Source organism: Micromonospora sp. NPDC023737, from assembly GCF_040639715.1.
Taxonomy (GTDB): Bacteria; Actinomycetota; Actinomycetes; order Mycobacteriales; family Micromonosporaceae; genus Micromonospora.
In genome coordinates this window covers 35292-61295 of the sequence record NZ_JBFAAL010000017.1, presented here as the reverse complement: position 1 = coordinate 61295, position 26004 = coordinate 35292, and the positions used below count along the sequence as shown (strand labels likewise).

Genomic DNA, 26004 nt, shown 5'->3' with positions numbered 1-26004 from the left:
CACCGGCCGGCACCGGGCCGGACCACACCGCACGTCGCCCGGCCGGTCGGCCGCCCGGATCCGACGCGCGTGCCCCGGCAACGCGACCGCGCCGACTCCGCACGGCTTCAGCTCCTCGTCGCCGTCGGCACCGACAAGCATCCCTTCGACCGCCTGGTGAGCTGGTTGGAGGAGTGGCACGTCGAGGCCGCCGACCACGTCGGTCTCACCGTCCAGCACGGGCACACCCGGGCTCCGCAGGTGCCCGGCGCGGTGCCGTTCCTCGGCCACGACGCGCTCCAGAGCGCGATGGCCGGCGCCGACCTGGTGGTCTGCCACGGTGGACCGGCCACCATCCTGGAGGCCCGCCGCCACGGTCACCTACCGATCGTGGTCCCACGGGACCCGTCTCAGGGCGAGCACGTCGACGACCATCAGCAGCTCTTCGCGCGCCGGCTCGGCGCGGCGGGCATGGTGGCCCTCTGCGAGTCCCGCGAGGAGTTGCGCGACACGCTCGCCGCAGGGCTGGCCGACCCGACCCGGTTCGCGGTCGCCGCCGACGCGGCCGCGTCCGACGCGCAGCAGGCGGCGGTGGCCCGGGTCGGCCAGATCGTCGACGATTTGGTCGCCGCCGCCCCGCGGGGCCGGCGCTGGTGGCCGGTGCGGGCGCGGTCGGCCCGCGGTGAGGGGAGAGGCCGATGACAGCGGCTCCCTCGGTCAGCGTCGTGGTGCCCACCCGGGACCGGCCGGAGCTGCTCCGGGCCGCGGTGCGGGCCGTCCTCGGCCAGGAGCACCCCGGCCCGATAGAGGTGGTGGTGGTCCACGACCAGTCCGAGCCGGACCGGTCGCTGGAAGAACTGTCGCGGCCCGACCGGCGGGTCCGGGTGATCCGCAACGAGCGGACGCCGGGGCTGGCCGGGGCGCGTAACGCGGGCACCCTGGCGGCCGAGGGGGAGCTGATCGCGTTCTGCGACGACGACGACGAGTGGCTGCCCGGCAAGCTCGGCGCCCAGATCGCGGCGATCGCCGCCACGCCGGACGCCGACTTCGTGAGCTGCGGCATCCGGGTCAGCTACGACGGGCACACCATCGACCGGGTGCTCGACCGGGATCGGGTCACCCTCGCCGACCTGCTGCGGGACCGGATGACCGAGCTGCATCCGTCCACGTTCCTGATCCGCGCGGCCGCGCTGCGCGACGGGTTCGGGCTGGTCGACGAGCAGATACCGGGCAGCTACGCGGAGGACTACGAATTCCTGCTCCGGGCTGCACGCAGTGCCCCGCTGGTCAACGTGCGCACCCCGTACGTGCTGGTGCGCTGGCACAGGCGGTCGTACTTCGCCCAGCGGTGGGACACCATCTCCGCCGCGTTGCAGTGGCTCCTGAACCGCTACCCCGAGTTCGCCGGCCAGCCCGCCGGCGAAGCCAGGGTGGCCGGGCAGATCGCCTTCGCCCGGGCCGCCTCCGGGGATCGGCGCGGGGCGCTGCACTGGGCCCGCCGCACGCTGCGCCGCAACCCCCGCGAACCCCGCGCCTACCTGGCGCTGGCCGTGGCCGGCCGGGTGGTGCGCGCCGACGCCGTTCTGCGGACGTTGCACAAGCGCGGTCGGGGCCTCTGAGCCACACCCGTCGACTGCGCGCGCCGCCCGCATCGGGCACGGCCCCACCCCGACCTCGCAGAGAAGGATCCCGGCCCATGGCACTTCACTCGCTCAGGTTCCGTCTGGTCGACTCGCCTACATCGCTCGGCGCGAAGCGGCGCGCGCGGCGCGCGCTCTGGCTGTCGGAGGCGTTCCCCCACCTCGCCGAGATGAGCGTGCTCGACCTCGGCGGGCGGGTGGAGAGCTGGGCCCGGGTGCCGATCCGGCCGGCCCGCGTCCACGTCGTCAACCTGGAACCGCTCCCGGCGAAGCTGCCCGAGTGGGCTGAGGCGGATCACGCCGACGCGTGCGAACTGCCGAAGGCCATCCTGAGCCGCCGCTACGACCTCGTCTTCAGCAACAGCGTGCTGGAGCACGTCGGCGGGCACGAACGGCGTCGGCGCATGGCGGAGGCGATCCGCGAGCTGGCGCCCGCGTACTGGGTGCAGACCCCCTACCGGTACTTCCCGATCGAGCCCCACTGGGTGGCGCCCGGCATGCAGTTCCTGCCGGTGTCGGCGCGGGTGGTCGTCGCCCGCAGATGGCCGCTGGCGTATACCCCGGGCAAGTCCTATGAGGCGGCGATGCGACAGGTCCTGACCACGGAGCTGATCGGTCGGGCGGAGCTGCGCTACCTCTTCCCGGACGCCACCATCCGCAGCGAGCGCCTGGTGGGTCTCACCAAGTCGCTGATCGCGATCAGGGCTTCGTGATCCGGGTCGGCGGTGCCCGTGCCCGGAGGAGCGGCACCCGACGGTTCTCCGCTGTCGGGTGGTCGAGGCGGGCCGGGCGCGTTCCCGGCCGCCCTGCGGACGTGGCTGTCCGCAGGGCGGGACGGGGTGGGCACCGCACCGGACCGACCACACGGCGTGACAAACTTGCGCCTGTGTTGCGCTGGCTGACCGCAGGTGAATCGCACGGACCCGCCCTCGTCGCGCTGCTCGAGGGGGTGCCCGCCGGGGTCGAGGTGACCACCGGCGACATCTCCGCCGAGCTGGCCCGCCGCCGGCTCGGCTACGGCCGGGGTGCCCGGATGTCGTTCGAGCAGGACGAGGTCGAGATCATCGGCGGCCTGCGGCACGGCCTCACCATCGGCAGCCCGGTGGCCATCCGAGTGGGCAACTCCGAGTGGCCCAAGTGGCACACGGTGATGGCCGCCGATCCGGTCGACCCGGAGGAGCTGGCCGGGCAGGCGCGAAACGCCCCGCTCACCCGCCCCCGACCCGGGCACGCGGACCTCGCCGGCATGCAGAAGTACGGCCACCGCGACGCGCGGCCGATCCTGGAGCGGGCCAGCGCCCGCGAGACCGCGGCCCGGGTCGCCGTCGGCGCCGTCGCCAAGGCGCTGGTGAAGCAGACCCTCGGCATCGAGATCGTCTCGCACGTGGTGGAGCTGGGCTCGGTCGCCGCGAAGCCCGGACTGCGGCCGCGCCCGGAGGACGCCGAGCGGATCGACGCCGACCCGCTGCGGTGCCTCGACTCGGAGGCGAGCGCGCGAATGGTCGCCGAGGTCGACGCCGCGAAGAAGGACGCCGACACCCTCGGGGGTGTGGTCGAGGTGCTGGCGTACGGAGTGCCGCCGGGCCTGGGCAGCCACGTCCAGTGGGACCGCAAGCTCGACGCCCGGCTCGCCGCCGCGCTGATGTCCATCCAGGCGATCAAGGGTGTGGAGATCGGCGACGGCTGGCAGCAGGCCCGGTCGCGGGGCTCCGCCGCGCACGACGAGATCATCGGCACGGCCACCGGCGTACGGCGGGTCACCGATCGGGCCGGCGGACTGGAGGGCGGCATCACCACGGGTGAGCCGCTCCGGGTCAAGGCCGCGATGAAGCCGATCTCGTCGCTGAACCGCGCCCTGGCCACGGTCGACGTCACCACCGGCGAGCCGGCCACGGCGATCAACCAGCGGTCGGACGTGTGCGCGGTCCCGGCCGCCGCCGTGGTGGCCGAGGCGATGGTCGCCCTGGTGCTCGCCGAGGCGACCATGGAGAAGTTCGGCGGCGACTCCGTCGCCGAGATCCGCCGCAACCTGGCCGGCTACCTGGACGCGCTGGTGATCCGGTGACCGGGGCGGCGGCAGCCGGGGTGACCCGGCCGGTCTGCGTACTGGTCGGCGCGCCCGGCTCGGGCAAGACCACGGTCGGACAGGCGCTCGCCGCCGGGCTCGGGGTGGAGTTCCGCGACACCGACGTGGACATCGAGCGGATGGCCGGCAAGCCGATCCCGGAGATCTTCATCGACGAGGGTGAGGCGCACTTCCGTGCGCTCGAACGCGCTGCGGTGGCCGCGGCGCTCGCCTCCTGCCCGGGTGTGCTGGCGCTCGGTGGCGGCGCGGTGCTCGCCGAGGAGACCCGCGCCGCCCTGGTGGGGCACCCGGTGGTGTTCCTCTCCGTCGAGCTGCCGGACGCGGTCAAGCGGGTCGGGCTCGGCGCCGGTCGCCCGCTGCTGGCGATCAATCCGCGGGCGACCCTCAAGCACCTGATGGACCAGCGCCGCCCGCTCTACGAGGAGGTCGCCACGGCGACCGTGCGCACCGACGGGCGGAGCCCGGCGGAGATCGCGGCGGAGATCCATGCGTTGCTCAAGCAGCGCTGACGTCGCCGGTGCCGGTCGGCTCGACTAGGCTGCCCGCGATGGACGAGGTGACCCGGATCCCGGTCGGCGGCGAGCAGTCGTACGACGTGCTGGTGGGACGCGACCTGCTCGACACCGTGCCCGGCCTGCTGCCCGGGGCGACCCGGGTGGCGCTGCTGCACGCCCCACCGCTCAAGGAACTGACCGATGCGCTCGGCGAGCGGCTGCGGGCGGCCGGCATCGCACCGATGCCGATCGAGGTGCCGGACGCGGAGGCAGGCAAGCGGGTCGAGGTCGCCGCGGCCTGCTGGGACCGGCTCGGCGACGCCGGCTTCACCCGTACCGACGCGGTGGTCGGGGTGGGCGGCGGTGCGGTCACCGACCTGGCGGGCTTCGTCGCCGCCTGCTGGCTGCGTGGCGTGCGCTGGGTGCCGGTGGCCACGTCGTTGCTCGGGATGGTCGACGCCGCGGTGGGCGGCAAGACCGGAATCAACACCGCCGCGGGCAAGAACCTGGTCGGCGCGTTCCACCCGCCGGTCGGGGTGATCTGCGACCTGGCCACCCTGGACAGCCTGCCGTCGGCCGACCTGGCGGCGGGGCTCGCCGAGGTGGTGAAGTGCGGCTTCATCGCGGACCCGGTGATCCTCGACCTGGTCGAGGCGAACCCGGCGGCGGCCGTCGACCCGACCGGTGCGGTGACCCGTGAGCTGATCGAGCGGGCGATCCGGGTGAAGGCCGACGTGGTCTCCGGTGACCTGCGCGAGTCCGGCGTCCGCGAGGTGCTCAACTACGGCCACACCCTGGCGCACGCGATCGAGAAGGTGGAAGGCTACCGCTGGCGGCACGGGCACGCGGTCGCCGTCGGCGTGGTCTACGCGGGTGCGCTGGCCCGGCTCGCCGGCCGGCTCGACGAGCCCACCGCCCGTCGGCATCGTACGGCGATGGCCGCGCTCGGCCTGCCCACCAGCTACCCGGCGGACGCCTGGCCGCAGCTGCTGGCCGCGATGCGGGTAGACAAGAAGGCCCGGGGAAGTCGGCTGCGTTTCGTGGTGCTGGACGGCCTGGCCCGCCCGGCGATCCTGGAGGGCCCGGACGACGCCCTGCTGCACGCCGCGTACGCGGAGGTGGCGCAGCCGTGAAGGTGCACGTGCTGAACGGGCCGAACCTCGGCCGGCTGGGCACCCGTGAGCCAGACGTGTACGGGGCGAGCACCTACGCCGACCTCGTGGCGCTCTGCGAGTCGACCGGCCGGGAGCTCGGCCTCGACGTCACGGTGCGGCAGACCGACGCCGAGCACGAGCTGCTCGCCTGGCTGCACGCCGCCGCGGACGAGGGCGCCGCAGTGGTGCTCAACCCGGCGGCGTGGTCGCACTACTCGTACGCCGTCCGCGACGCCTGCGCGATGCTGCGCGGGCCGCTGATCGAGGTGCACATCTCCAACATCCACACTCGTGAGGAGTTCCGGCACCATTCGGTGGTCTCCGCGGTCGCGACCGGGGTGATCTGCGGGCTGGGCCTCGACGGCTACCGCCTGGCCCTGCAGCACCTGGCCACCAGCACCGCCACCCGCTGACGCCCTGCCCGGTCCCCGGCCCCTCCGGCCCGGCCCCTCCGGCCCGGCCCCTCCGGCCCCGGCCCGGCCCCTCCGGCCCCGGCCTGGCCCCTCCGGCCCACGCCCACCGTCGAGGCCGCAATTCACGCACCGCGACTACCATGCGCCGTCACTTTGAGTGACGATCGCTGCGCCGCCGACCCCATGCTTCGCCGCCTTTGCTCTGCACCCCTATCCGCACCACCCCGATGACCTGGTGCTCAGCCGGGCGGGGTCGTCCTGGTCGGTGGATGGGCTGTCACCGTCCGTTACTGGCGCGTCGGTGGGTGCAGAGCAAAGGGAGCGGTGGATGGTGCCGGGCGGCGTGCGGTAAAGCACCCAGAGTGACATTGATCACGGGGGACGGGACGGGCCGGGCCGGGTTGGGCGGGCCGGGAACCGCGAGCGCAGCCGCGGGACGGGTGGAGCGAGGCCCTGCCCTGGCGGGACTAGTAGACTTTGCAGGTCTGTCCGCCAATTGATGATCAAGGCAGGAAATGGCCACCACCAACGACCTGAAGAACGGCCTGGTACTCAACCTCGACGGAGAGCTCTGGTCCGTTGTCGAGTTCCAGCACGTCAAGCCTGGTAAGGGTGGTGCGTTCGTGCGCACCACGCTGAAGAACGTGCTCTCCGGCAAGGTGGTCGACAAGACCTTCAACGCGGGCACCAAGGTCGAGACGGCGACCGTCGACAAGCGCACGATGCAGTACCTCTACGCCGATGGCGAGGACTACGTCTTCATGGACCTGGAGACGTACGACCAGATCACCGTCCCGGGCGGCACCGTCGGCGAGGCGGCCAACTACCTGCTGCCCGAGGCCGAGGCGACCGTCGCCACCCACGAGAGCGTGCCGCTGTACATCGAGCTGCCGACCAGCGTCGTGCTCGAGGTCACCTACACCGAGCCGGGTCTGCAGGGTGACCGCTCCACGGGCGGTAACAAGCCGGCCACCGTCGAAACCGGGGCGACCGTCCAGGTGCCGCTGTTCATCACCACCGGCGAGAAGATCAAGGTCGACACTCGGGACGGCCGTTACCTCGGCCGCGCCTGATGGCCGAGGGTCCCAAGCAGCAGATGCCGGCGCGCCGCAAGGCGCGTAAGCGGGCACTGGACGTGCTCTTCGAGGCCGACCTGCGCGACCGCCCGCCCGTGGAGGTGCTGGCCGGCTACCTCGAGCGCATCGAACGGCCCCACCCGGAGCACCTGGGTTACGCGGTGGGGCTGGTCGAGGGGGTCGCCGACCACCTCGACCGGATCGACGAGCTGATCGCCAGCTACGCCGAGGGGTGGACGCTCGAGCGGATGCCCGCGGTCGACCGCAACCTCGCCCGGATCGCCGTCTACGAGTTGCTCTACCTCGACGAGATCGACGACGCCGTGGCGATCAGCGAGGCCGTCGAGCTGGCTCGGCAGATGTCGACCGACGACTCCCCGCGCTTCCTCAACGGGTTGCTCGGTCGGATCGCGGAGTACGCCACCCGCTGACCGTCTCCCGGCCGAGCGGTTCGAACCGGACCGTTCCGGCCGGGACGCCGTTCGGGCTCCACCGGACATCCGGCCGACGTGAACCCCGGAATCAGGCGCGGATTGGCGGAACAGCGTGCAACGCCGCACCGGACAGCGGAACAGAAAGGGCCCGTGCCGTACGGCACGGGCCCTTTCTGCTGGTCAGGCGATCAGGATGCGAAGAACGCCCGGGGGTCGGCGACGAGCACGCCGTGTTCGGTGAGCCGCTCGATCAGACCGGACGGCGAGGCGTCGTAGACGATCGCCAGCGCGCGCAGGTCGTCGGCGCGGATCGAGAGCACCCGCCCGTTGTAGTCGCCACGCTGCTGCTGGATGGCGCGCGCGTAGCGGGCGACGTAGGCCAGGTCCTCAGAGGCCTCGTCGTAGAGCCGCTCCAGGTCCAGCACGATCTTGCTGGTGGGCTCGTGACGGACCCCACTGCCGTCGGGCAGCAGTTCGGACACCGGCACGCGGTAGAAGTCGGCCAGCTCGGCCAGGCGGGACACCGTGACGGCCCGGTCACCGCGCTCGTACGAGCCGACCACCACGGCCTTCCACCGCCCGTTCGACTTCTCCTCCACCCCCTGCAGGGACAGCCCCTGCTGCTGGCGGATCGAGCGCAGGCGGGCGCCCAGAGACTTGGCGTATTCAGAGGGCATTCGGACACTCCCAGTGCTGCGGGGGTTCTCCCAGCTATTCGCTACGGAGCGTGACGGTACGGGGATTGCGACACCTGGTCAAGTGTTCGTGACCTTACCGTTGGGGAGCGTGCGGGAAGTCTTCGCCGTTCCGCCACGCTGACCCGGTGGTCAGTGGCCGGCGGTGGCCGGCCCGGTGACCACTGGTAACGTGGCGTGAAGCTTTCGCGTGGGCCGTCCGTGGCCGGCGACGAAGGTGTCCGACGTCCTTTAACGACCCGTCCCGTGAGGCGGGGAAGGAGGTCTGCCGTGGCCTGCCCACCGGCTGCCGAATCACCACCTGCGCGGCAACCCTCGGTGAAGGTGATCCTCGCCAGCGCCGACGTCCAGCGCGTGGTCGACCGCATCGCCCACCAGATCCTGGAGAAGACCCAGGGCGCCGCTGACACCGTCCTGCTCGGCATTCCCACCCGGGGTGCCCCGCTCGCACGACGGCTCGCCGCCCGGATCAGCACCTTCGAGGACGTGGCCGTGCCGGTCGGTGTGCTCGACATCACTCTCTACCGCGACGATCTGCGCCGGCACGCCACCCGCGCGATCGGCCCCACCCAGCTGCCGGCCGGCGGCATCGACGGCAAGCGGGTCATCCTCGTCGACGACGTGCTCTTCTCCGGCCGGACGGTCCGGGCCGCGCTCGACGCGCTCAACGACGTGGGCCGCCCGGCCTCGGTGCAGCTCGCCGTCCTGGTCGACCGCGGCCACCGGGAGTTGCCCATCCGCGCCGACTACGTGGGCAAGAACATCCCGACCTCACTGGCCGAGAGCGTCAAGGTGACGCTCGCCGAGACCGACGGCACGGACGGGGTCAAGCTCTACGGAGGTACCACCTCATGATCCGGCACCTGCTCTCCGGCGCCGACCTCGACGCCGCCACCGCGACCCGGATCCTGGACACCGCCGCCGAGATGGCCACGGTCGCCGGCCGCGAGGTCAAGAAGCTGCCCGCGCTGCGCGGGCGGACGGTGGTGAACCTCTTCTACGAGGACTCCACCCGGACCCGGATCTCGTTCGAGGCGGCCGCGAAGCGGCTCAGCGCCGACGTGATCAACTTTTCCGCCAAGGGCTCCAGCGTCGCCAAGGGGGAGAGCCTGAAGGACACGGCGCTCACCCTCCAGGCGATGGGCGCCGACGCGGTGGTCGTCCGGCACCCCGCCTCCGGTGCCCCGCACCGGCTGGCCGAGTGGGTCGACGGTTCGGTGGTCAACGCCGGCGACGGCACCCACGAGCACCCCACCCAGGCACTGCTCGACGCGTACACCATGCGCTCGCGGTTGGGGCGGCTCGCCGGGCTGTCCGTGACGGTCGTCGGCGACGTGCTGCACAGCCGGGTGGCCCGCTCCAACGTGCTGTTGCTCTCCACCCTCGGCGCGAAGGTGACCCTGGTCGGTCCGCCGACGCTGATCCCGGTCGACTGGGCGACCAGGGCGACCGGGGCGAACACCTCGGGCGGAGGCGCGGCGCAGGCACCCGACATCACCGTCTGCTACGACCTCGACGCGGTGCTGCCGACGTCGGACGTGGTGATGATGCTGCGGGTGCAGCGGGAGCGGATGAGCGACTCCTACTTCCCCTCCGCCCGCGAGTACGCCCGCCGCTACGGGCTGGACGGGCAGCGGATGCGCCGGCTGCCCGAGCACGCGATCGTCATGCACCCCGGACCGATGAACCGGGGCATGGAGATCACGCCCGAGGTGGCCGACTCGGCCCGCTCCACCATCGTCGAACAGGTCACCAACGGGGTCTCCGTCCGGATGGCCGTCCTCTATCTGCTGCTCGGGGGGAACAACGCATGACCGCGTACCTCATCAAGGAGGTCAGCCTGCTCGGCGCCGCGCCGACCGATCTGCTGATCCGCGACGGCGTGGTCGCCCGGACCGGCGCCGGCCTGGCGGCCGACGGCGCCACGGTGATCGACGCCGCCGGGCTGGTCGCCCTGCCCGGCCTGGTCGACCTGCACACCCACCTGCGCGAGCCCGGACGCGAGGACGCGGAGACGGTCGAGTCCGGCTCCCGCGCGGCGGCGCTCGGCGGGTACACGGCGGTCTGCGCGATGGCGAACACCTCCCCGGTCGCCGACACCGCCGGCGTCGTCGAGCAGGTCTGGCGGCTCGGCCGTGAGGCCGGCCTGGTCGACGTGCAACCGATCGGCGCGGTCACCGTCGGGCTGGCCGGGGAGCGCCTCGCCGAGCTCGGCGCCATGGCCGACTCCGCGGCCCGGGTGCGGATCTTCTCCGACGACGGGCACTGCGTGGCCGACCCGCGGCTGATGCGCCGCGCGTTGGAGTACGTCAAGGCGTTCGACGGGGTCATCGCCCAGCACGCCGAGGAGCCGCGCCTCACCGAGGGCGCGCAGATGCACGAGGGTGCGGTCTCGACGCGCCTCGGGCTCACCGGCTGGCCGGCCGTGGCCGAGGAGGCGATCATCGCGCGCGACGTGCTCCTCGCCGAGCACGTCGGGAGCCGCCTGCACGTCTGCCACGTCTCCACCGCCGGCAGCGTGGAGGTGCTGCGCCAGGCCAAGGCCCGCGGCGTACGGGTCACCGCCGAGGTGACCCCGCACCATCTGCTGCTTACCGACGTCCGGGCCGAGACGTACGACCCGGTCTACAAGGTCAACCCACCGCTGCGCACCGACGAGGACGTCACCGCGCTGCGCGCCGCGCTGGTGGACGGCGTGATCGACATCGTCGCCACCGACCACGCGCCGCACGCGGTGGAGGACAAGGAGTGCGAGTGGGCGTACGCCCGGCCGGGCATGCTCGGCCTGGAGACGGCGCTGTCGATCGCGCTGGAGGTGCTCGGCCCCCGCTGGGACCTGATCGCCGAGCGCATGTCCCGCACCCCGGCCCGGATCGCCGGGCTGGAGTCCCACGGGCTCGACCCGGCACCCGGTGTGCCGGCCAACCTCACCCTGGTCGACCCGGCGGCGCGCCGCGTGGTCGAGCCCGGTGAGCTGGCCAGTCTGAGCCGCAACACCCCGTACGCCGGCATGTCGCTGCCGGGTCGCGTCGTGGCGACCTTCCTGCGCGGTGAGCCGACGGTTCTGGACGGAAAGGCTGTCAAATGATCCGAGCGAGGAGTGCAGCGGAGCGGAGCCCCGCAGTCCGGATCGAGGGGAACGCGGCATGGTGAAGCGCAGGCCGGCGATCCTGGTTCTCGAGGATGGGCGGACGTTCCAGGGCGAGGCGTACGGCAGCGTCGGGGAGACCTTCGGCGAGGCGGTCTTCAACACCGGCATGACCGGCTACCAGGAGACCCTCACCGACCCCTCCTACCACCGTCAGGTGGTGGTGCAGACGGCGCCGCACATCGGCAACACCGGGGTCAACGGCGAGGACGACGAGTCGTCCCGGATCTGGGTCGCCGGGTACGTGGTGCGCGACCCGGCCCGGATCGGCTCCAACTGGCGGGCCAGCGGCGGGCTCGAGGACCGGCTCGCCGCCGAGGGTGTGGTCGGTATCGCGGGCGTGGACACTCGGGCGCTGACCCGGCACCTGCGTGAGCGCGGAGCGATGCGGGTCGGCATCTCCAGCGTCGAGGACGACCCGCGGGCGCTGCTGGCCCGGGTCCGCCAGGCTCCGGAGATGGTCGGCGCGGACCTCTCCGCCGAGGTGACCACCGCCGAGCGGTACGTGGTGCAGGCCGAGGGCGAGCACCGGTTCACGGTCGCCGCGCTGGACCTCGGCATCAAGCGCAACGTGCCGCGCCGGCTGGCGGCCCGCGGGGTCACCACGCACGTGCTGCCCGCCGCGTCCACCATCGACGAGCTGCTCGCGACCGGCGCGGACGCGGTCTTCTTCTCACCCGGGCCGGGTGACCCGGCGACCGCCGACGGTCCGGTGGCGCTCGCCCGCGAGGTGTTGAGCCGGCGGATCCCGCTCTTCGGCATCTGCTTCGGCAGCCAGATCCTCGGGCGGGCGCTCGGCTTCGGCACCTACAAGCTCGGTTACGGCCACCGGGGCATCAACCAGCCGGTGCTGGACCGGTCGACCGGCAAGGTCGAGGTCACCAGCCACAACCACGGCTTCGCGGTCGCCTGGCCGGGCCGCGAACAGGAGCTCAGCGCGGTGCAGGTGCCCGGAGCCGGGTCCGGCGCGGTGGTCCCCGACCAGGTGATCGACACCGAGTTCGGCGGAGTCGAGGTCTCGCACGTCTGCCTCAACGACAACGTGGTCGAGGGGCTGCGGGCCAAGGACGTGCCCGCGTTCACGGTGCAGTACCACCCGGAGGCGGCGGCGGGTCCGCACGACGCGGACTACCTCTTCGACCGCTTCGCCGAATTGATCGAGGGCCGTGCCCTCGGCCAGGGGCGCAGCGAGGGCCGTGGCCTCTACCGGAACCACAGCGAAGGCGGAAACTGATGCCCAAGCGGAGCGACCTGAAGCACATCCTGGTCATCGGCTCGGGGCCGATCGTCATCGGGCAGGCCTGCGAGTTCGACTACTCCGGCACCCAGGCGTGCCGGGTGCTGCGCAGCGAGGGGATCCGGGTCAGCCTGGTCAACTCGAACCCGGCCACGATCATGACCGACCCGGAGTTCGCCGACGCCACGTACGTCGAGCCGATCACCCCGGAGTTCGTCGAGCTGGTCATCGCCAAGGAACGTCCGGACGCGATCCTGCCGACCCTAGGCGGGCAGACCGCGCTGAACACCGCGGTCGCCCTGCACGAGGCCGGGGTGCTGGAGAAGTACGGCGTCGAGCTGATCGGGGCCAACATCGACGCGATCAACCGCGGCGAGGACCGGCAGCTGTTCAAGGACATCGTGGCGAAGGCGGGTGCCCGCCTCGGCTACGCGGACCCGTCGACGCTGGTGCCGCGTTCGCGTGTCTGCCACTCCATGGACGAGGTCCGGGAGACCGTCGCCGAGCTGGGCCTGCCCGTGGTGATCCGGCCGTCGTTCACGATGGGCGGCCTCGGCTCCGGTATGGCCCACACGCAGGAGGACCTGGAGCGCATCGCGGGCGACGGCCTGGCCGCGAGCCCGGTGCACGAGGTGCTCATCGAGGAGAGCGTGCTCGGCTGGAAGGAGTACGAGCTCGAACTCATGCGCGACCGCCACGACAACGTGGTGGTGGTCTGCTCGATCGAGAACGTCGACCCGATGGGCGTGCACACCGGCGACAGCGTCACCGTGGCCCCGGCCATGACGCTCACCGACCGGGAGTACCAGCGCCTGCGTGACCTCGGCATCGCCGTGCTGCGCGAGGTCGGGGTGGACACCGGTGGCTGCAACATCCAGTTCGCGGTGAACCCGGCCGACGGGCGGATCGTGGTCATCGAGATGAACCCGCGGGTGTCGCGCTCCTCGGCGTTGGCGTCCAAGGCGACCGGCTTCCCGATCGCGAAGATCGCCGCGAAGCTGGCCATCGGCTACACCCTGGACGAGATCCCCAACGACATCACGCTGAAGACCCCGGCGGCGTTCGAGCCGACGCTGGACTACGTGGTCGTCAAGATCCCGCGATTCGCGTTCGAGAAGTTCCCGGGCGCGGACGCGGAGCTGACCACCACCATGAAGTCGGTGGGCGAGGCGATGAGCCTCGGGCGCAACTTCACCGAGGCCCTGAACAAGGCGATGCGCTCGATGGAGACCAAGGCGGGCGGCTTCTGGACCGTGCCGGACCCGGTGGGGGCCACCAGGGAGAACACCCTCGCCGCGCTGCGTACGCCGCACGACGGGCGGCTCTACACCGTCGAGCGGGCACTGCGGCTGGGCGCCTCGATCGCCGAGGTGGCCGCCGCGTCCGGCGGGATCGACCCGTGGTTCCTGGACCAGATCGCCGGCCTGGTCGAGCTGCGTGCGGAGATCGTGGACGCGCCGGTGCTCGACGCCGAGCTGCTGCGCCGCGCGAAGCGGGCCGGCCTCTCCGACCGGCAGCTGGCCGCACTGCGTCCGGAACTGGCCGCCGAGGACGGGGTACGGACGCTGCGGCACCGGCTCGACATCCGGCCGGTGTACAAGACCGTGGACACCTGCGCGGCCGAGTTCGAGGCGACCACGCCGTACCACTACTCGTCGTACGACCTGGAGACCGAGGTGGTCGGGTCGGCGCGGCCGAAGGTGCTGATCCTCGGCTCCGGACCGAACCGGATCGGGCAGGGCATCGAGTTCGACTACTCCTGCGTGCACGCGGTCCAGGCGCTGCGTGCCGCCCCGGCGGGTGGTGCCGGCACCGGCGGCTACGAGACCGTCATGGTCAACTGCAACCCGGAGACCGTCTCCACCGACTACGACACCGCCGACCGGCTCTACTTCGAGCCGCTCACCTTCGAGGACGTGCTGGAGGTCTGGCACGCGGAGGACACCTCCGGCAAGGCGGCCGGCGGGCCGGGCGTGGTCGGCGTGATCGTGCAGCTGGGCGGGCAGACCCCGCTGGGGCTGGCGCAGCGGCTCAAGGACGCCGGAGTACCCGTGGTGGGCACCTCCCCGGAGTCGATCCACCTGGCCGAGGAGCGGGGGGCCTTCGGCGCCCTGCTGACCCGGGCCGGGCTGCGCGCGCCGTCGTACGGCATGGCGACCTCGTACGACGAGGCGAAGGCGATCGCCGACGAGATCGGCTACCCGGTGCTGGTCCGCCCGTCCTACGTGCTCGGCGGGCGCGGCATGGAGATCGTCTACGACGACGCGACGCTGCGCGGCTACATCGGACGGGCCACCGACATCTCGCCGAACCACCCGGTGCTGGTGGACCGGTTCCTCGACGACGCCGTCGAGATCGATGTGGACGCGCTCTGCGACGCCGACGGTGAGGTCTACCTCGGCGGTGTCATGGAGCACATCGAGGAGGCCGGCATCCACTCCGGAGACTCGTCCTGCACCCTGCCGCCGATCACCCTGGCCGGCTCGCACCTGGCCGAGGTCCGCCGGTACACGGAGTCGATCGCCCGGGGCATCGGCGTACGCGGCCTGCTGAACGTGCAGTACGCGCTCAAGGACGACGTGCTCTACGTGCTGGAGGCGAACCCGCGGGCCTCGCGTACCGTCCCGTTCGTCTCGAAGGCGACCGCCGTGCCGCTGGCCAAGGCGGCGGCCCGGATCGCGCTCGGCGCGACGATCGCCGAGTTGCGTGCCGAGGGGTTGCTCCCGGCGACCGGGGACGGCGGCACGATGCCGGCGGACGCGCCGATCGCGGTGAAGGAGGCGGTGCTGCCGTTCAAGCGGTTCCGGACGCCGACCGGAAAGGGCATCGACTCGCTGCTCGGCCCGGAGATGAAGTCCACCGGCGAGGTGATGGGCATCGACACGAACTTCGGGCACGCCTTCGCCAAGTCGCAGTCGGCCGCGTACGGCTCGCTGCCGACCGGGGGCCGGATCTTCGTCTCGGTGGCCAACCGGGACAAGCGCGCCATGATCTTCCCGATCAAGCGGCTGGCCGACCTGGGCTTCGAGATCGTCGCCACCACCGGCACGGCCGAGGTGCTGCGCCGCCACGGCATCGCGTGCGAGCAGATCCGCAAGCACTACGAGGCGGGTGAGGGCGAGGACGCGGTCTCGATGATCCTCGGCGGTGACGTGGCCCTGGTGTTGAACACCCCGCAGGGCTCCGGCGCGAGCGCCCGCTCCGACGGCTACGAGATCCGCAGCGCGGCGGTCACCGCGGACATCCCGTGCATCACCACGGTGCCCGGCGCGGCGGCCGCGGTGATGGGCATCGAGGCCCGCATCCGGGGCGACATGCGGGTCCGTCCCCTCCAGGAGCTGCACGCCGCCCTGCGGGCGGCCCAGTGACCCCACTGACCCCCGCACCCACCGCCCCTCCCCGGCCAGACCCGTTGATCATGAAGTTGTTGTCGCGACACGCCGCACCGGCGGGCGACAACTTCATGATCGACCGGATTCCGGGCGGTCGGGCATGGTGATGTTCGAGCGCGTCGTACGGCCCGTGCTGTTCCGGATCGGGGGCGGGGACGCCGAGGCCGCGCACGAGTGGACGCTGCGCCGGCTGGCCGTGGTGTCCCGCCGGCCGGCGTTGCTGGCGGCGATGCGGGCCCGGTACGCGGCACGCGCCCCGCGCACCGTGTTCGGGGTGGAGTTCCCCAACCCGGTCGGCCTGGCCGCCGGGATGGACAAGGACGGTGTGGCGCTGCCCGCATGGCCGGCGCTGGGGTTCGGCTTCGTCGAGGTCGGCACGGTGACGGCCCACGGCCAGCCGGGCAACCCGCGACCCCGGCTGTTCCGGCTGCGCGACAGCGAGGCGATCGTGAACCGGATGGGATTCAACAACTCCGGGGCCGAGGCGCTGGCCGCCGGCCTGGCGGCGTTGCCCCGGCCGCTCGGCGTGCCGTTGGGGATCTCGCTCGGTAAGTCCAAGGTGACCCCGCTGGACGAGGCCGTCGAGGACTACCTCGCCTCCTACCAGGCGCTGAAGGGGTACGGCGACTACTTCGCGGTCAACGTGTCCTCACCGAACACCCCGGGTCTGCGGTCCCTACAGGACCGGTCCCATCTGGACGCGCTGCTCGCCGCGTTGGTGGGGGAGAAGCCGGTGCTCGTGAAGATCGCCCCGGACCTCACCGAACCGGCGATCGCCGAACTGCTGGAGGTCTGCCTCGCGCGGGGCGCTGCCGGGGTGATCGCCACCAACACCACTCTCGCCCGGGGCGGTCTGGCCGACGCCGACCGGGCGCGAGGCGCGGAGACCGGCGGTCTCTCCGGGCGGCCGCTCGGGGCGCGGGCCCGGGAGGTGGTCTCCTTCGTGCATCGCGAGACGGGTGGACGGCTGCCGGTGATCGGGGTGGGCGGTGTCCTCGACCCGGACGACGCGGCGCGGATGTTCGACGCCGGCGCCAGCCTGGTCCAGCTCTACACCGGCTTCATCTACCGGGGCCCCGCCCTGGTCCGTGCCGCGGTGCGCGCGGCGACACCGGCGCGGCTGCCGGCTCGATGAGCGCGGGCGCGACGCCGGTGCCCCGCCGGGCAACCCCCGGACACCGGCTCGCGCCGTACGCTGCCCGGCCCGCGCCCCGCGGGGGTTGGCTCGTGCGGGGTGCGGGTCGGCTGGCGTCCAGCGGGCGCACACCGGGCGCGAGCCGACCCGCGCCCAGCGGGTGCCGCCTCGCGCCCGCACGGATCGGTCCGGGCGGCGTCCGGCCCGGCACCGTGATCGCCGCCGTGCCGGGCGGCGTGACGCCGGCTGTGCTTCCGGTCGGCAGAGCCGTTGCCGACCGCACCGGCGTCGTCGTCGTACGCCGTGCCCCGGCGGCCCGCCCTCGGGAGGCCCGCCGACGGAATGCACGACCCACGTCGACGCCCGGTTATCCGGCAACCGGCTCGCCCGCGTCGCCCGGCGGTACGCCGGGTGGGCGACGGCGCCGGCCGGCGGTCGAACGGCGGGGTGGCCGACGGCGGTGGTCGGCGGTCGGACGGCGGCATGGGCGATGGCCGGCGGTCGGCGGCGGGGCGGCGGGCGGGGGCCGCGGTGGCCGGCGAGCGGCTCCGGCAGCGCCCGTGCGAGGTCTTGTCCATGCCGGGCGGCCGCGCTTGCCGACCAGGGATCGCGCCCTCGTGAGGGCGGTGGCGGCCGGTCCGGCGGGCGCGGAGCGGACCGGACGTCCGCACGGGCCGGCGAACGGGTCGTGCGGGCCGCTCAAGCGGCCGTGGAGCAGCGTGGCCGGGCGGGGCGCGATGCGGGCCGCCGGGGCGGCGGAGAGGCGTACGCGGGCGGCATCGGGCCGTCCGTGGTGACCACGAGAGAGGGGAAGCAAGGGGATGGAGACCTTCGGCGCCCGGTTACACCGGGCCGTGGCGGAGCGGGGGCCGCTCTGCGTCGGAATCGATCCGCACCCCGGGCTGCTGGCCCGGTGGGGGCTGTCGGACGACGTGGACGGGCTCGACCGGTTCGCCCGGACCGTCGTTGACGCCCTCGGTGACCGGGTTGCGGTGGTCAAGCCTCAGTCGGCATTCTTCGAGCGATTCGGTGCCCGAGGTGTCGCGATTCTTGAGTCAACTATCCGACAGTTGCGGGATCGCGGCTCGCTCGTTCTCCTCGACATCAAGCGCGGCGACATCGGCTCGACCGTCCGCGCGTACGCCGAGGCGTACCTCGACCCATCCAGGCCGCTGTATGTCGACGCGGTGACCGCGAGCCCCTACCTGGGAGTAGGTTCGCTGGCTCCGATGTTCGAGCTCGCCGCCGAGCACGGCGGCGGCGTCTTCGTGCTCGCCCTCACCTCGAACCCGGAGGGACCCGAGGTGCAGCATGCCCGCACCTCCGACGGGCGGACCGTCGCGCAGACCGTGATCGACGAGATTTCCCAGCTCAACGCCGGTGCGGAGCCGCTCGGCAGCTTCGGGCTGGTGGTCGGGGCGACCATCGGCGACACCGGTCACGACCTGTCCCGCGTCGGCGGTCCGTTGCTCGCGCCGGGCCTCGGCGCGCAGGGCGCGACCGCCGCCGATCTGCGTACCGTCTTCGGCGCGAGCCTGCCCGCGGTGCTCCCGTCGTACTCCCGCGAGGTGTTGGGCGCGGGCCCGGACGTGGCCGCGCTGCGCGCCGCGGCGGACCGCGCGCTGGCCGCGTGCAAGGCCGTTCTACCCGTCGCGGGCTGACTGACGGCTCGGTCACTTTGCGATGATCATCGCGCGTCCACGTTGCCGAAACGTCCGGCGACCGCTAGTTTTCCCCGCGCTGGGAACCACGGACCCCTTGGTTCACAGCGACACCACGTTTCACAGTGCGGTGGTGCGTCCCGCCCGCCGCTATAGGGACCTGAGGAGAACTGGTGCCGCTCCCGTCACTGACCCCCGAGCAGCGCGCTGCCGCGCTGGAGAAGGCCGCGGAGATCCGCAAGGCCCGTGCTGAGCTGAAGGAGCAGCTCAAGCAGGGCAAGACCACCCTCGGAGCCGTTCTCGAGCGGGCCGAGTCCGACGACGTCGTGGGCAAGCTGAAGGTGTCGGCCGTCCTGCAGGCGATGCCGGGCATCGGCAAGATCCGGGCCACCCAGATCATGGAGAAGCTCAAGATCGCCGACAGCCGCCGCCTGCGGGGCCTCGGCGAGCAGCAGCGCAAGGCACTGCTTGGAGAGTTCGCCGCCAACTGAGTGCGGCAGCGTGTAGAAACAAGCAGTGAGCACGGAAGGCGCGGCGCGTCCGGCGGTTTGGCTCACTGTCCTGGCCGGCCCGTCGGGCATGGGCCGGGAGAGTGTCGTCGAGCTCGTCCGGGCGCGCTCGCCCGCTGTGTGGCGGCCGGTTCCGGCGACCACCCGACCCCGCCGCGACGGCGAGGTCGACGGGGTGGACCGGGTCTTCCTGACCCCCGCCGGGTTCGACCGGCTGATCGCCACGGGTGGCCTGCTGGAGTGGTCCCGGGCCGGCCCGTACCGGCGCGGCACTCCGTACGAACCACTGCGCTCCCGGCTCGCCGCCGGGCAGCTGGTGTTACTGCCGCTCGACATCCCGGGCGCTCTGGCCGTCCGGGAACGCCTCGCCGACACCCGGCTGGTACTGCTCGGCCCCCCGGGACACCGGCCGGATCCGGCCGTCGCCGCCGCCTTCGAACTCGCCCTCACGCACGACCTGACCGATCGCGTGGCAGATGAGCTGGTAGGCTTTCTCGGTTCTTCTTATCCGACTCCGGCCGGCCCGCGCGTGCGGGGCTAGGAGCCTCTCGCGCCGCGCGGACCGGAGTCGGCCGCGGTTCACGAGTCGGCCGCGGTCGCCAGTCCGCACCGCTTGCGCGGTTCGACAGACGCAGAGGTAATTCGTGGGATCCATCGCCACCAACCCCGAGGGCATCACCAACCCGCCGATCGACGAACTCCTCGAAAAGACGACGTCGAAGTACGCGCTCGTCATCTTCGCGGCCAAGCGGGCCCGTCAGGTCAACGCGTACTACAGCCAGCTCGGTGAGGGCCTGCTGGAGTACGTCGGCCCGCTGGTCGAGACCACCCCGCAGGAGAAGCCGCTCTCCATCGCCATGCGCGAGATCAACGCCGGGCTGCTCACCGCCGAGCCGACCGACCAGCCGTAGTACCACCGCACCGCGATGTCCGCCGAGATCATCCTCGGGGTCGGTGGCGGCATCGCCGCCTACAAGGCGTGTGAGCTGCTGCGGCTCTTCACCGAATCGGGCCACCGGGTCCGGGTCGTGCCGACCGCGTCGGCGCTCCGCTTCGTCGGGGCGCCGACCTGGGCGGCGCTCTCCGGGCAGCCGGTCGCCGACGACGTCTGGTCCGACGTGCACGAGGTGCCGCACGTGCGCCTCGGGCAGCACGCCGACCTCGTCGTGGTCGCGCCGGCCACGGCCGACCTGCTCGCCAAGGCCGCACACGGCCTCGCCGACGACCTGCTCACCAACACGTTGCTCACCGCTCGTTGCCCGGTGGTGCTGGCCCCGGCCATGCACACCGAGATGTGGGAGCACCCGGCCACCGTGGCCAACGTCGCCACGCTGCGCTCCCGGGGCGTCCTGGTCGTCGAACCGGCGGTCGGACGCCTGACCGGCGTCGACACCGGCAAGGGCCGCCTCCCCGATCCGGCCGAGATCTTCGCGGTCGCCCGCCGGGTGCTGGCGCGGGGCGTCGGCGCCCCCGCCGACCTGGCCGGGCGCCGGGTGGTGGTCACCGCCGGCGGCACCCGTGAGCCGCTGGATCCGGTCCGCTTCCTGGGCAACCGTTCCTCCGGCAAGCAGGGCTACGCGTTCGCCCGCACGGCGGTGGCCCGCGGTGCCCAGGTGACCCTGATCTCGGCCAACGTGTCGTTGCCCGACCCGGCGGGGGTCGATCTCGTCCGCGTGGGCACGACCGCGGAGCTGCGGGAGGCCACAATGAAGGCGGCCGCCGAGGCCGACGCGGTGGTGATGGCCGCGGCTCCGGCCGATTTCCGCCCGGCCGTCTACGCGCCTGGCAAAATCAAGAAGGCGGACGACGGCAGCGCGCCCACCATCGAGCTCGTCACCAACCCGGACATCGCCGCCGAGCTCGGCGAGCGCCGCCGGCCGGAGCAGGTGCTGGTGGTGTTCGCCGCGGAGACCGGTGACGCCGAGGCGAACGGCCGAGTCAAGCTGGCCCGGAAACGAGCCGACCTCATCGTCATCAACGAGGTGGGTACGGACAAGGTCTTCGGTGCCGACACCAACGCGGCGACCGTCATCGGCGCCGACGGATCGGTCACCCGGATGCCCGAACAGTCCAAGGGGGACCTCGCCGACGGCGTCTGGGACCTCGTCGTGACGCGGTTGCCCGGTCGCCCGTGAGGGTGGAATCGGACACGACCGACTCCGCCGCCACGGACCGTGGTGACTAGACTTCCGCCGAACGACTTCCACACGCTTAGGAGTGCCGTGACACGCCGCCTCTTCACGTCCGAATCGGTCACGGAAGGCCACCCGGACAAGATCGCCGACCAGATCAGCGACGGCATCCTCGACGCGTTGCTCACCCAGGACCCGCGCAGCCGGGTCGCGGTGGAGACCCTCATCACCACCGGCCAGGTGCACATCGCCGGTGAGGTCACCACCAAGGCGTACGCGGACATCCCGACCATCGTCCGCAAGACCATCCTCGACATCGGTTACGACTCGTCGAAGAAGGGCTTCGACGGCGCGTCGTGCGGAGTCAGCGTCTCCATCGGCGCCCAGTCGGAGGACATCGCGCAGGGCGTCGACAACGCCTTCGAGCTGCGTACCGGGGCGTCGGAGAGCGCGCTGGACGCGCAGGGCGCCGGTGACCAGGGCATGATGTTCGGCTTCGCCTGCTCCGAGACGCCGGAGCTGATGCCGCTGCCGATCGCCCTCGCCCACCGGCTGGCCCGCCGGCTGGCCGCGGTACGCAAGGACGGCACGATCCCGTACCTTCGGCCGGACGGCAAGACGCAGGTCACCATCGAGTACGAGGGGCTGCGCCCGGTCCGGCTGAACACCGTGGTGGTCTCCAGCCAGCACGCCGCGGACATCTCGCTGGAGTCGCTGCTCACCCCGGACATCCGCGAGCACGTCATCGCTCCGGAGCTGGAGAGCCTGGGCCTGGACACCGAGGGTTACCGGCTGCTGGTCAACCCGACCGGCCGGTTCGAGATCGGCGGCCCGATGGGCGACGCGGGCCTGACCGGCCGCAAGATCATCGTCGACACCTACGGCGGGTACGCCCGCCACGGCGGTGGGGCGTTCTCCGGCAAGGACCCCTCGAAGGTGGACCGTTCGGCCGCGTACGCGATGCGCTGGGTGGCCAAGAACGTCGTCGCCGCCGGCCTCGCCGAGCGCTGCGAGGCGCAGGTCGCGTACGCGATCGGCAAGGCGCACCCGGTCAGCCTCTTCATCGAGACGTTCGGCACCGAGACCGTGCCGGTGGCCTCGATCGAGAAGGCCGTCTCCGAGGTCTTCGACCTGCGCCCGGCCGCGATCATCCGAGACCTGGACCTGCTCCGCCCGATCTACCAGCAGACCGCGGCGTACGGCCACTTCGGCCGGGAGTTGCCGGCGCTGACCTGGGAGAGCACCGAGCGGGCCGCCGACCTCAAGTCGGCCGCAGGAGCCTGACCAGAACCACGCGCAACGACCGGCGACCCGCTGACGGGTCGCCGGTCGCACGCGTCTGCGTGGACGTCCCCCTGGCCCATCTGGACCGGCTCTTCGACTACCTGGTCCCGGCCGCGCTGGACCAGCAGGCGGTGCCGGGCACCCGGGTGAAGGTCCGCTTCGCCGGGCAACTGGTGGACGGCTGGCTCCTGGAACGGGTCGACAGTTCCGACCACCCCCGCCTGGCGTACCTGGAGAAGGTCGTCTCCCCGGAGCCGGTGCTGTCCCCGGAGGTGGCCCGACTGGCCCGGGCGGTCGCCGACCGGTACGCCGGAAGCCTCGCCGACGTGCTCCGACTCGCCGTACCGCCGCGGCATGCCCGGGTGGAGAAGGAGGCACGCCCGGAGCGCGCCGCCGGGCCGGAGACGACCCCGCCCGCCGGGCCGGAGACCGAGGCGGCCCCGGCCGTCACGCCGGTGCCGGCGGCGCGTGATCTCGGGGTGGCCCTGTCCGTGTCGGGCCTGCCCGCGCCCGTGTCGGCCCTACCCGCGCCCGCGCCCGTGTCGGCCCTGCCCGATGCCGAAGAGTCCGCGACCGGCCGGCCCGCTCCGGACGTGTCCGCGCCGGTCCCGCCCGCACAGCGCAGACCTCCTACGGAGCCCGGGCACGGCGGGTGGCGCGACTACCCGGCCGGTCCGGCCTACCTGCGGGCGCTGGCCGACGGGCGGGCGCCCCGGGCGGTCTGGTCCGCGCTGGCGGGGGAGGACTGGGCGACCCGCTACGCCGAGGCGGTCGCCGCGACCGTCGCCGGCGGCCGGGGCGCCGTGGTGGTGGTCGCCGACAACCGTGACCTCGACCGCCTCGACGCGGCGATGGGCGCCGTGCTCGGCCCGGGGCGGCACGTCTGTCTCTCGGCGGCGCTCGGCCCGGCCCGCCGTTACCGGGCCTTCCTCGCGGCACGGCGGGGCGACGTCCCGGTGGTGATCGGCACCCGGGCCGCGATGTTCGCCCCGGTCGAGCGGCTGGGCCTCGTCGCGATCTGGGACGACGGGGACGACCTGCACGCCGAACCACGGGCCCCGTACCCGCACACCCGCGAGGTGCTGCTCACCCGGGCCCAGCTGGCCGAGGCCGGTGCGCTGGTGGGCGGGTTCGCCCGCACGGCCGAGGCGCAGCTGCTGCTGGAGACCGGGTGGGCGCGGGAGGTGGTCGCCGACCGGGCCACCGTGCGGACGCGTACGCCCGCGATCGCGCCGACGGGCGACGACCCGCAGCTGGCCCGTGATCCCGGAGCGGCCACGGCGCGGCTGCCCAGCCTGGCCTGGACGGCGGCCCGGGAAGCGCTCCGTGCCGACCTGCCGGTGCTGGTGCAGGTGCCCCGCCGCGGCTACCTGCCCTCGCTCTCCTGCGCGCAGTGCCGCATGCCGGCCCGTTGCCCGCACTGCGCCGGTCCGCTCGCGCTGCCCTCCGCGACGGCCCCGCCCGCCTGCCGCTGGTGCGGCCGGGTCGCCGCCGCGTACGCCTGTCCCGAATGCGGTGGACGGCGGCTGCGGGCCGCGGTCACCGGCGCCCGGCGCACCGCCGAGGAGCTGGGACGGGCCTTTCCCGGCGTGCCGGTCCGCACGTCCGGTCGCGACGAGGTGCTCGCCACCGTGCCCGGCGGGGCGGGTCTGGTGATCGCCACGCCGGGCGCCGAACCGGTGGCCGAGGGCGGCTACGGGACGGTGCTGCTGCTCGACTCGTGGGCGCTGCTCACCCGGGCCGACCTGCGCGCCGGGGAGGAGGCGCTGCGGCGCTGGCTGACGGCGGCGGCGCTGGCCCGACCCGCCGGAGCCGGCGGCCGCGTGGTGGTGGTCGCCGACGGCGCGCTCGCGCCGGTGCAGGCGCTGCTGCGATGGGACGCCGGCTGGTTCGCGGCCCGCGAGTTGGCCGAGCGGCGCGAACTGGGCTTCCCGCCCGCCGTCCGGATGGCCAGCGTGACCGGGCTGCCCGCGGCCGTGGCCGACCTGCTCGACGAGGCGCGACTGCCCGACGAGGCGGAGGTGCTCGGTCCGGTCCCGGCCGACGGTGAGCGGGAACGGATGCTGGTGCGGGTGCCCCGCGCGCGGGCCGCCGCGCTGGCCGGCGCGTTGCACGCCGCCGTCGGCGCGCGCAGCGCCCGTAAGGCCGCCGACCCGGTCCGCCTCCAGGTCGATCCCCTCGACCTCTTCTGACCCCATCCGGTTCCTCCGCCTCCCGCTGGGGCACTTGTTCCCGGAAGGTGTGGCCGTTCGGCGCTGAACAGCCACGCTTTCTGGGAAGGTGCGCAGGAGGGTGGGCCAGGCAATGTCGCACGCCGCGTCCGGCGGGAGCCCGATTATTGGGTGGTAGCATCGCCCGTCATGCCGGGCGGACCATGGCACGACGATGGGGGAATGCGTCGAGGCCACGCCAGGACGATGAGTTCGAGTCTCCGGTGATCAGGGGTGGACCAGTCGTGACCGTTCGTCAGTCGATCGTCTTCAACGGTGACCTCGGCAGCGGAAAGAGCACCGTGTCGATCGAGATCGCCAAGCGGCTGGGCCTGCGCCGGGTCAGCGTCGGCGACCTGTACCGGCAGATGGCGCAGGAGCGGCAGATGACCGCCCTCCAGCTCAACCTGCACGCCGAGCTCGACCAGGCGGTCGACGGCTACGTCGACCAGCTCCAGCGGGACATCGCCGCCTCCGGTGAGAGCCTCGTCATGGACTCCCGCCTGGCCTGGCACTTCTTCACCGACGCGCTCAAGGTGCACATGATCACCGAGCCGGGCGAGGCCGCCCGCCGGGTGCTCGCCCGCCCGTCCGGGCCGGCGGAGAGCTACGCCTCGCAGGAGGAGGCCAAGGCCAAGCTCCGCGAGCGCAGCGAGAGCGAGCGGGGCCGGTTCATCATCCGCTACGGGGTGGACAAGGCGCGGCTGCGCAACTACGACCTCATCTGCGACACCACCCGGGCCACGCCCGAGGAGGTGATCGAGCACGTGATCGCGGCGTACGAGGGGACGCTCGGCGCCGACGTGCTGCGGGACGAGCCGCCGCTGCTGCTGCTCGATCCGGCCCGGGTCTACCCGACCGAGGACATCGCCACCCTGCGCGGACTCTGGGACTCGGAGTTCGTGGGCAAGGTTGCCGGTGCGGGCGACGAGGCGATGGAGCCGCTGCGGATCGGCTACACCGGTGAGTACTTCTTCGTGGTCGACGGGCACCGGCGGCTCAGCGCCGCACTACAGAGTGGCTTCAACCTCGTGCCCGCGCAGCTCGTCGCCGAGGTGGACGAGCCGGTCGTCGGCGGCATGAGCGCGGTGGAGTACTTCACCGCGCAGGTCAGCCCCGGCAAGGTCTACGACTGGGAGGCCGCGCACGGCATCGAGCTGCCGCTGCCCGAGCACGCCCTGCTCGGCGGGGACGCGGTGCTCGCCGGCGAGCCGGGCCACGGCGCCTGACCGGCGGAAGGCACGGCCGCCCGGCTCCCGCCGCGCCGGCCTGGATCGACGGATTCCCGCGTCCGACGCCGCCGGACGTGACGCTCTGCACACCCG

At 72.9% G+C, this 26004-nt stretch carries 24 protein-coding genes; 23 read left to right on the top strand and 1 reads right to left on the bottom strand.

The genetic code is table 11. The features are described from left to right. Nucleotides 1-69 precede the first annotated feature (69 nt). The 9 genes from AB0F98_RS26895 (at nucleotide 70) to nusB (ending at nucleotide 7273) form a co-directional block, all read left to right on the top strand. A complete protein-coding gene (locus AB0F98_RS26895; protein WP_357740772.1) occupies nucleotides 70-681 on the top strand; it encodes a glycosyltransferase in 612 nt (203 codons plus the stop codon). Next, nucleotides 678-1598: a glycosyltransferase family 2 protein gene (locus tag AB0F98_RS26890; RefSeq protein ID WP_357740657.1), complete on the top strand. Its 921-nt coding sequence runs from the start codon at nucleotides 678-680 to the stop codon at nucleotides 1596-1598. The genes AB0F98_RS26895 and AB0F98_RS26890 overlap by 4 nt, the downstream gene beginning before the upstream one ends. A gap of 77 nt (nucleotides 1599-1675) precedes the next feature. Further along, nucleotides 1676-2332 carry a class I SAM-dependent methyltransferase gene (locus AB0F98_RS26885; protein WP_357740654.1) on the top strand — a complete coding sequence of 219 codons (657 nt, stop codon included), beginning with the start codon at nucleotides 1676-1678 and terminating at the stop codon, nucleotides 2330-2332. 173 nt (nucleotides 2333-2505) lie between these two features. Continuing rightward, complete coding sequence (gene aroC / locus AB0F98_RS26880) at nucleotides 2506-3684, top strand: chorismate synthase (protein ID WP_357740651.1); 1179 nt, start codon at nucleotides 2506-2508, stop codon at nucleotides 3682-3684. Between the two features lie 20 nt (nucleotides 3685-3704). Continuing rightward, complete coding sequence (locus AB0F98_RS26875) at nucleotides 3705-4214, top strand: shikimate kinase (RefSeq protein WP_076472940.1); 510 nt, start codon at nucleotides 3705-3707, stop codon at nucleotides 4212-4214. A gap of 38 nt (nucleotides 4215-4252) precedes the next feature. Next, nucleotides 4253-5332, top strand: a complete 1080-nt coding sequence (gene aroB, locus AB0F98_RS26870; RefSeq protein WP_357740649.1) for a 3-dehydroquinate synthase — start codon at nucleotides 4253-4255, stop codon at nucleotides 5330-5332. Then, complete coding sequence (gene aroQ, locus AB0F98_RS26865; RefSeq protein WP_357740646.1) at nucleotides 5329-5766, top strand: type II 3-dehydroquinate dehydratase; 438 nt, start codon at nucleotides 5329-5331, stop codon at nucleotides 5764-5766. The genes aroB and aroQ overlap by 4 nt, the downstream gene beginning before the upstream one ends. 515 nt (nucleotides 5767-6281) lie before the next feature. Continuing rightward, nucleotides 6282-6839 (top strand): elongation factor P, encoded by a 558-nt coding sequence (efp, locus tag AB0F98_RS26860; RefSeq protein WP_076472889.1) that lies wholly within the window; start codon nucleotides 6282-6284, stop codon nucleotides 6837-6839. A gap of 23 nt (nucleotides 6840-6862) precedes the next feature. Next, nucleotides 6863-7273, top strand: a complete 411-nt coding sequence (gene nusB, locus AB0F98_RS26855; RefSeq protein WP_357740769.1) for a transcription antitermination factor NusB — start codon at nucleotides 6863-6865, stop codon at nucleotides 7271-7273. A 191-nt stretch (nucleotides 7274-7464) separates the two neighbouring features. On the opposite strand, the gene AB0F98_RS26850 is transcribed toward nusB, so the two are convergent. Further along, nucleotides 7465-7953 (bottom strand): helix-turn-helix domain-containing protein, encoded by a 489-nt coding sequence (locus AB0F98_RS26850; RefSeq protein ID WP_013285505.1) that lies wholly within the window; start codon nucleotides 7951-7953, stop codon nucleotides 7465-7467. Between the two features lie 288 nt (nucleotides 7954-8241). On the opposite strand from AB0F98_RS26850, the gene pyrR reads away from it, so the two are divergent. The 14 genes from pyrR to AB0F98_RS26780 all read left to right on the top strand — a co-directional run bounded on the left by pyrR (nucleotide 8242) and on the right by AB0F98_RS26780 (nucleotide 25908). Then, nucleotides 8242-8826: a bifunctional pyr operon transcriptional regulator/uracil phosphoribosyltransferase PyrR gene (pyrR, locus tag AB0F98_RS26845; protein WP_357740642.1), complete on the top strand. Its 585-nt coding sequence runs from the start codon at nucleotides 8242-8244 to the stop codon at nucleotides 8824-8826. Beyond that, nucleotides 8823-9785, top strand: coding sequence for an aspartate carbamoyltransferase catalytic subunit (locus AB0F98_RS26840; RefSeq protein ID WP_357740639.1), 963 nt, complete (start codon nucleotides 8823-8825; stop codon nucleotides 9783-9785). The genes pyrR and AB0F98_RS26840 overlap by 4 nt, the downstream gene beginning before the upstream one ends. Further along, complete coding sequence (locus AB0F98_RS26835; protein WP_357740637.1) at nucleotides 9782-11059, top strand: dihydroorotase; 1278 nt, start codon at nucleotides 9782-9784, stop codon at nucleotides 11057-11059. The genes AB0F98_RS26840 and AB0F98_RS26835 overlap by 4 nt, the downstream gene beginning before the upstream one ends. 61 nt (nucleotides 11060-11120) lie before the next feature. After that, the gene (carA, locus tag AB0F98_RS26830) at nucleotides 11121-12353 is read left to right on the top strand and encodes a glutamine-hydrolyzing carbamoyl-phosphate synthase small subunit (RefSeq protein ID WP_357740766.1); all 1233 of its coding nucleotides are present in this window, start codon (nucleotides 11121-11123) and stop codon (nucleotides 12351-12353) included. Beyond that, on the top strand, nucleotides 12353-15724 hold the full coding sequence (gene carB / locus AB0F98_RS26825) for a carbamoyl-phosphate synthase large subunit (RefSeq protein WP_357740634.1): 3372 nt from the start codon (nucleotides 12353-12355) through the stop codon (nucleotides 15722-15724). The genes carA and carB overlap by 1 nt, the downstream gene beginning before the upstream one ends. A gap of 127 nt (nucleotides 15725-15851) precedes the next feature. After that, nucleotides 15852-16883, top strand: a complete 1032-nt coding sequence (locus tag AB0F98_RS26820; protein WP_357740763.1) for a quinone-dependent dihydroorotate dehydrogenase — start codon at nucleotides 15852-15854, stop codon at nucleotides 16881-16883. Between the two features lie 821 nt (nucleotides 16884-17704). After that, nucleotides 17705-18544: an orotidine-5'-phosphate decarboxylase gene (gene pyrF, locus AB0F98_RS26815; RefSeq protein ID WP_357740631.1), complete on the top strand. Its 840-nt coding sequence runs from the start codon at nucleotides 17705-17707 to the stop codon at nucleotides 18542-18544. A 173-nt stretch (nucleotides 18545-18717) separates the two neighbouring features. Then, nucleotides 18718-19035, top strand: a complete 318-nt coding sequence (gene mihF, locus AB0F98_RS26810; RefSeq protein WP_007458370.1) for an integration host factor, actinobacterial type — start codon at nucleotides 18718-18720, stop codon at nucleotides 19033-19035. A gap of 25 nt (nucleotides 19036-19060) precedes the next feature. Then, a complete protein-coding gene (locus tag AB0F98_RS26805) occupies nucleotides 19061-19594 on the top strand; it encodes a guanylate kinase (protein WP_357740628.1) in 534 nt (177 codons plus the stop codon). 103 nt (nucleotides 19595-19697) lie between these two features. Next, nucleotides 19698-19964, top strand: a complete 267-nt coding sequence (gene rpoZ / locus AB0F98_RS26800) for a DNA-directed RNA polymerase subunit omega (RefSeq protein ID WP_013285517.1) — start codon at nucleotides 19698-19700, stop codon at nucleotides 19962-19964. 15 nt (nucleotides 19965-19979) lie between these two features. Continuing rightward, a complete protein-coding gene (coaBC, locus tag AB0F98_RS26795) occupies nucleotides 19980-21188 on the top strand; it encodes a bifunctional phosphopantothenoylcysteine decarboxylase/phosphopantothenate--cysteine ligase CoaBC (RefSeq protein WP_357740625.1) in 1209 nt (402 codons plus the stop codon). An 87-nt stretch (nucleotides 21189-21275) separates the two neighbouring features. Further along, the gene (metK, locus tag AB0F98_RS26790; protein WP_357740622.1) at nucleotides 21276-22469 is read left to right on the top strand and encodes a methionine adenosyltransferase; all 1194 of its coding nucleotides are present in this window, start codon (nucleotides 21276-21278) and stop codon (nucleotides 22467-22469) included. A gap of 59 nt (nucleotides 22470-22528) precedes the next feature. Continuing rightward, nucleotides 22529-24661 (top strand): primosome assembly protein PriA, encoded by a 2133-nt coding sequence (locus AB0F98_RS26785; protein ID WP_357740619.1) that lies wholly within the window; start codon nucleotides 22529-22531, stop codon nucleotides 24659-24661. Between the two features lie 263 nt (nucleotides 24662-24924). Continuing rightward, complete coding sequence (locus AB0F98_RS26780; protein WP_357740616.1) at nucleotides 24925-25908, top strand: AAA family ATPase; 984 nt, start codon at nucleotides 24925-24927, stop codon at nucleotides 25906-25908. The last annotated feature ends 96 nt before the right edge of the window (nucleotides 25909-26004 follow it).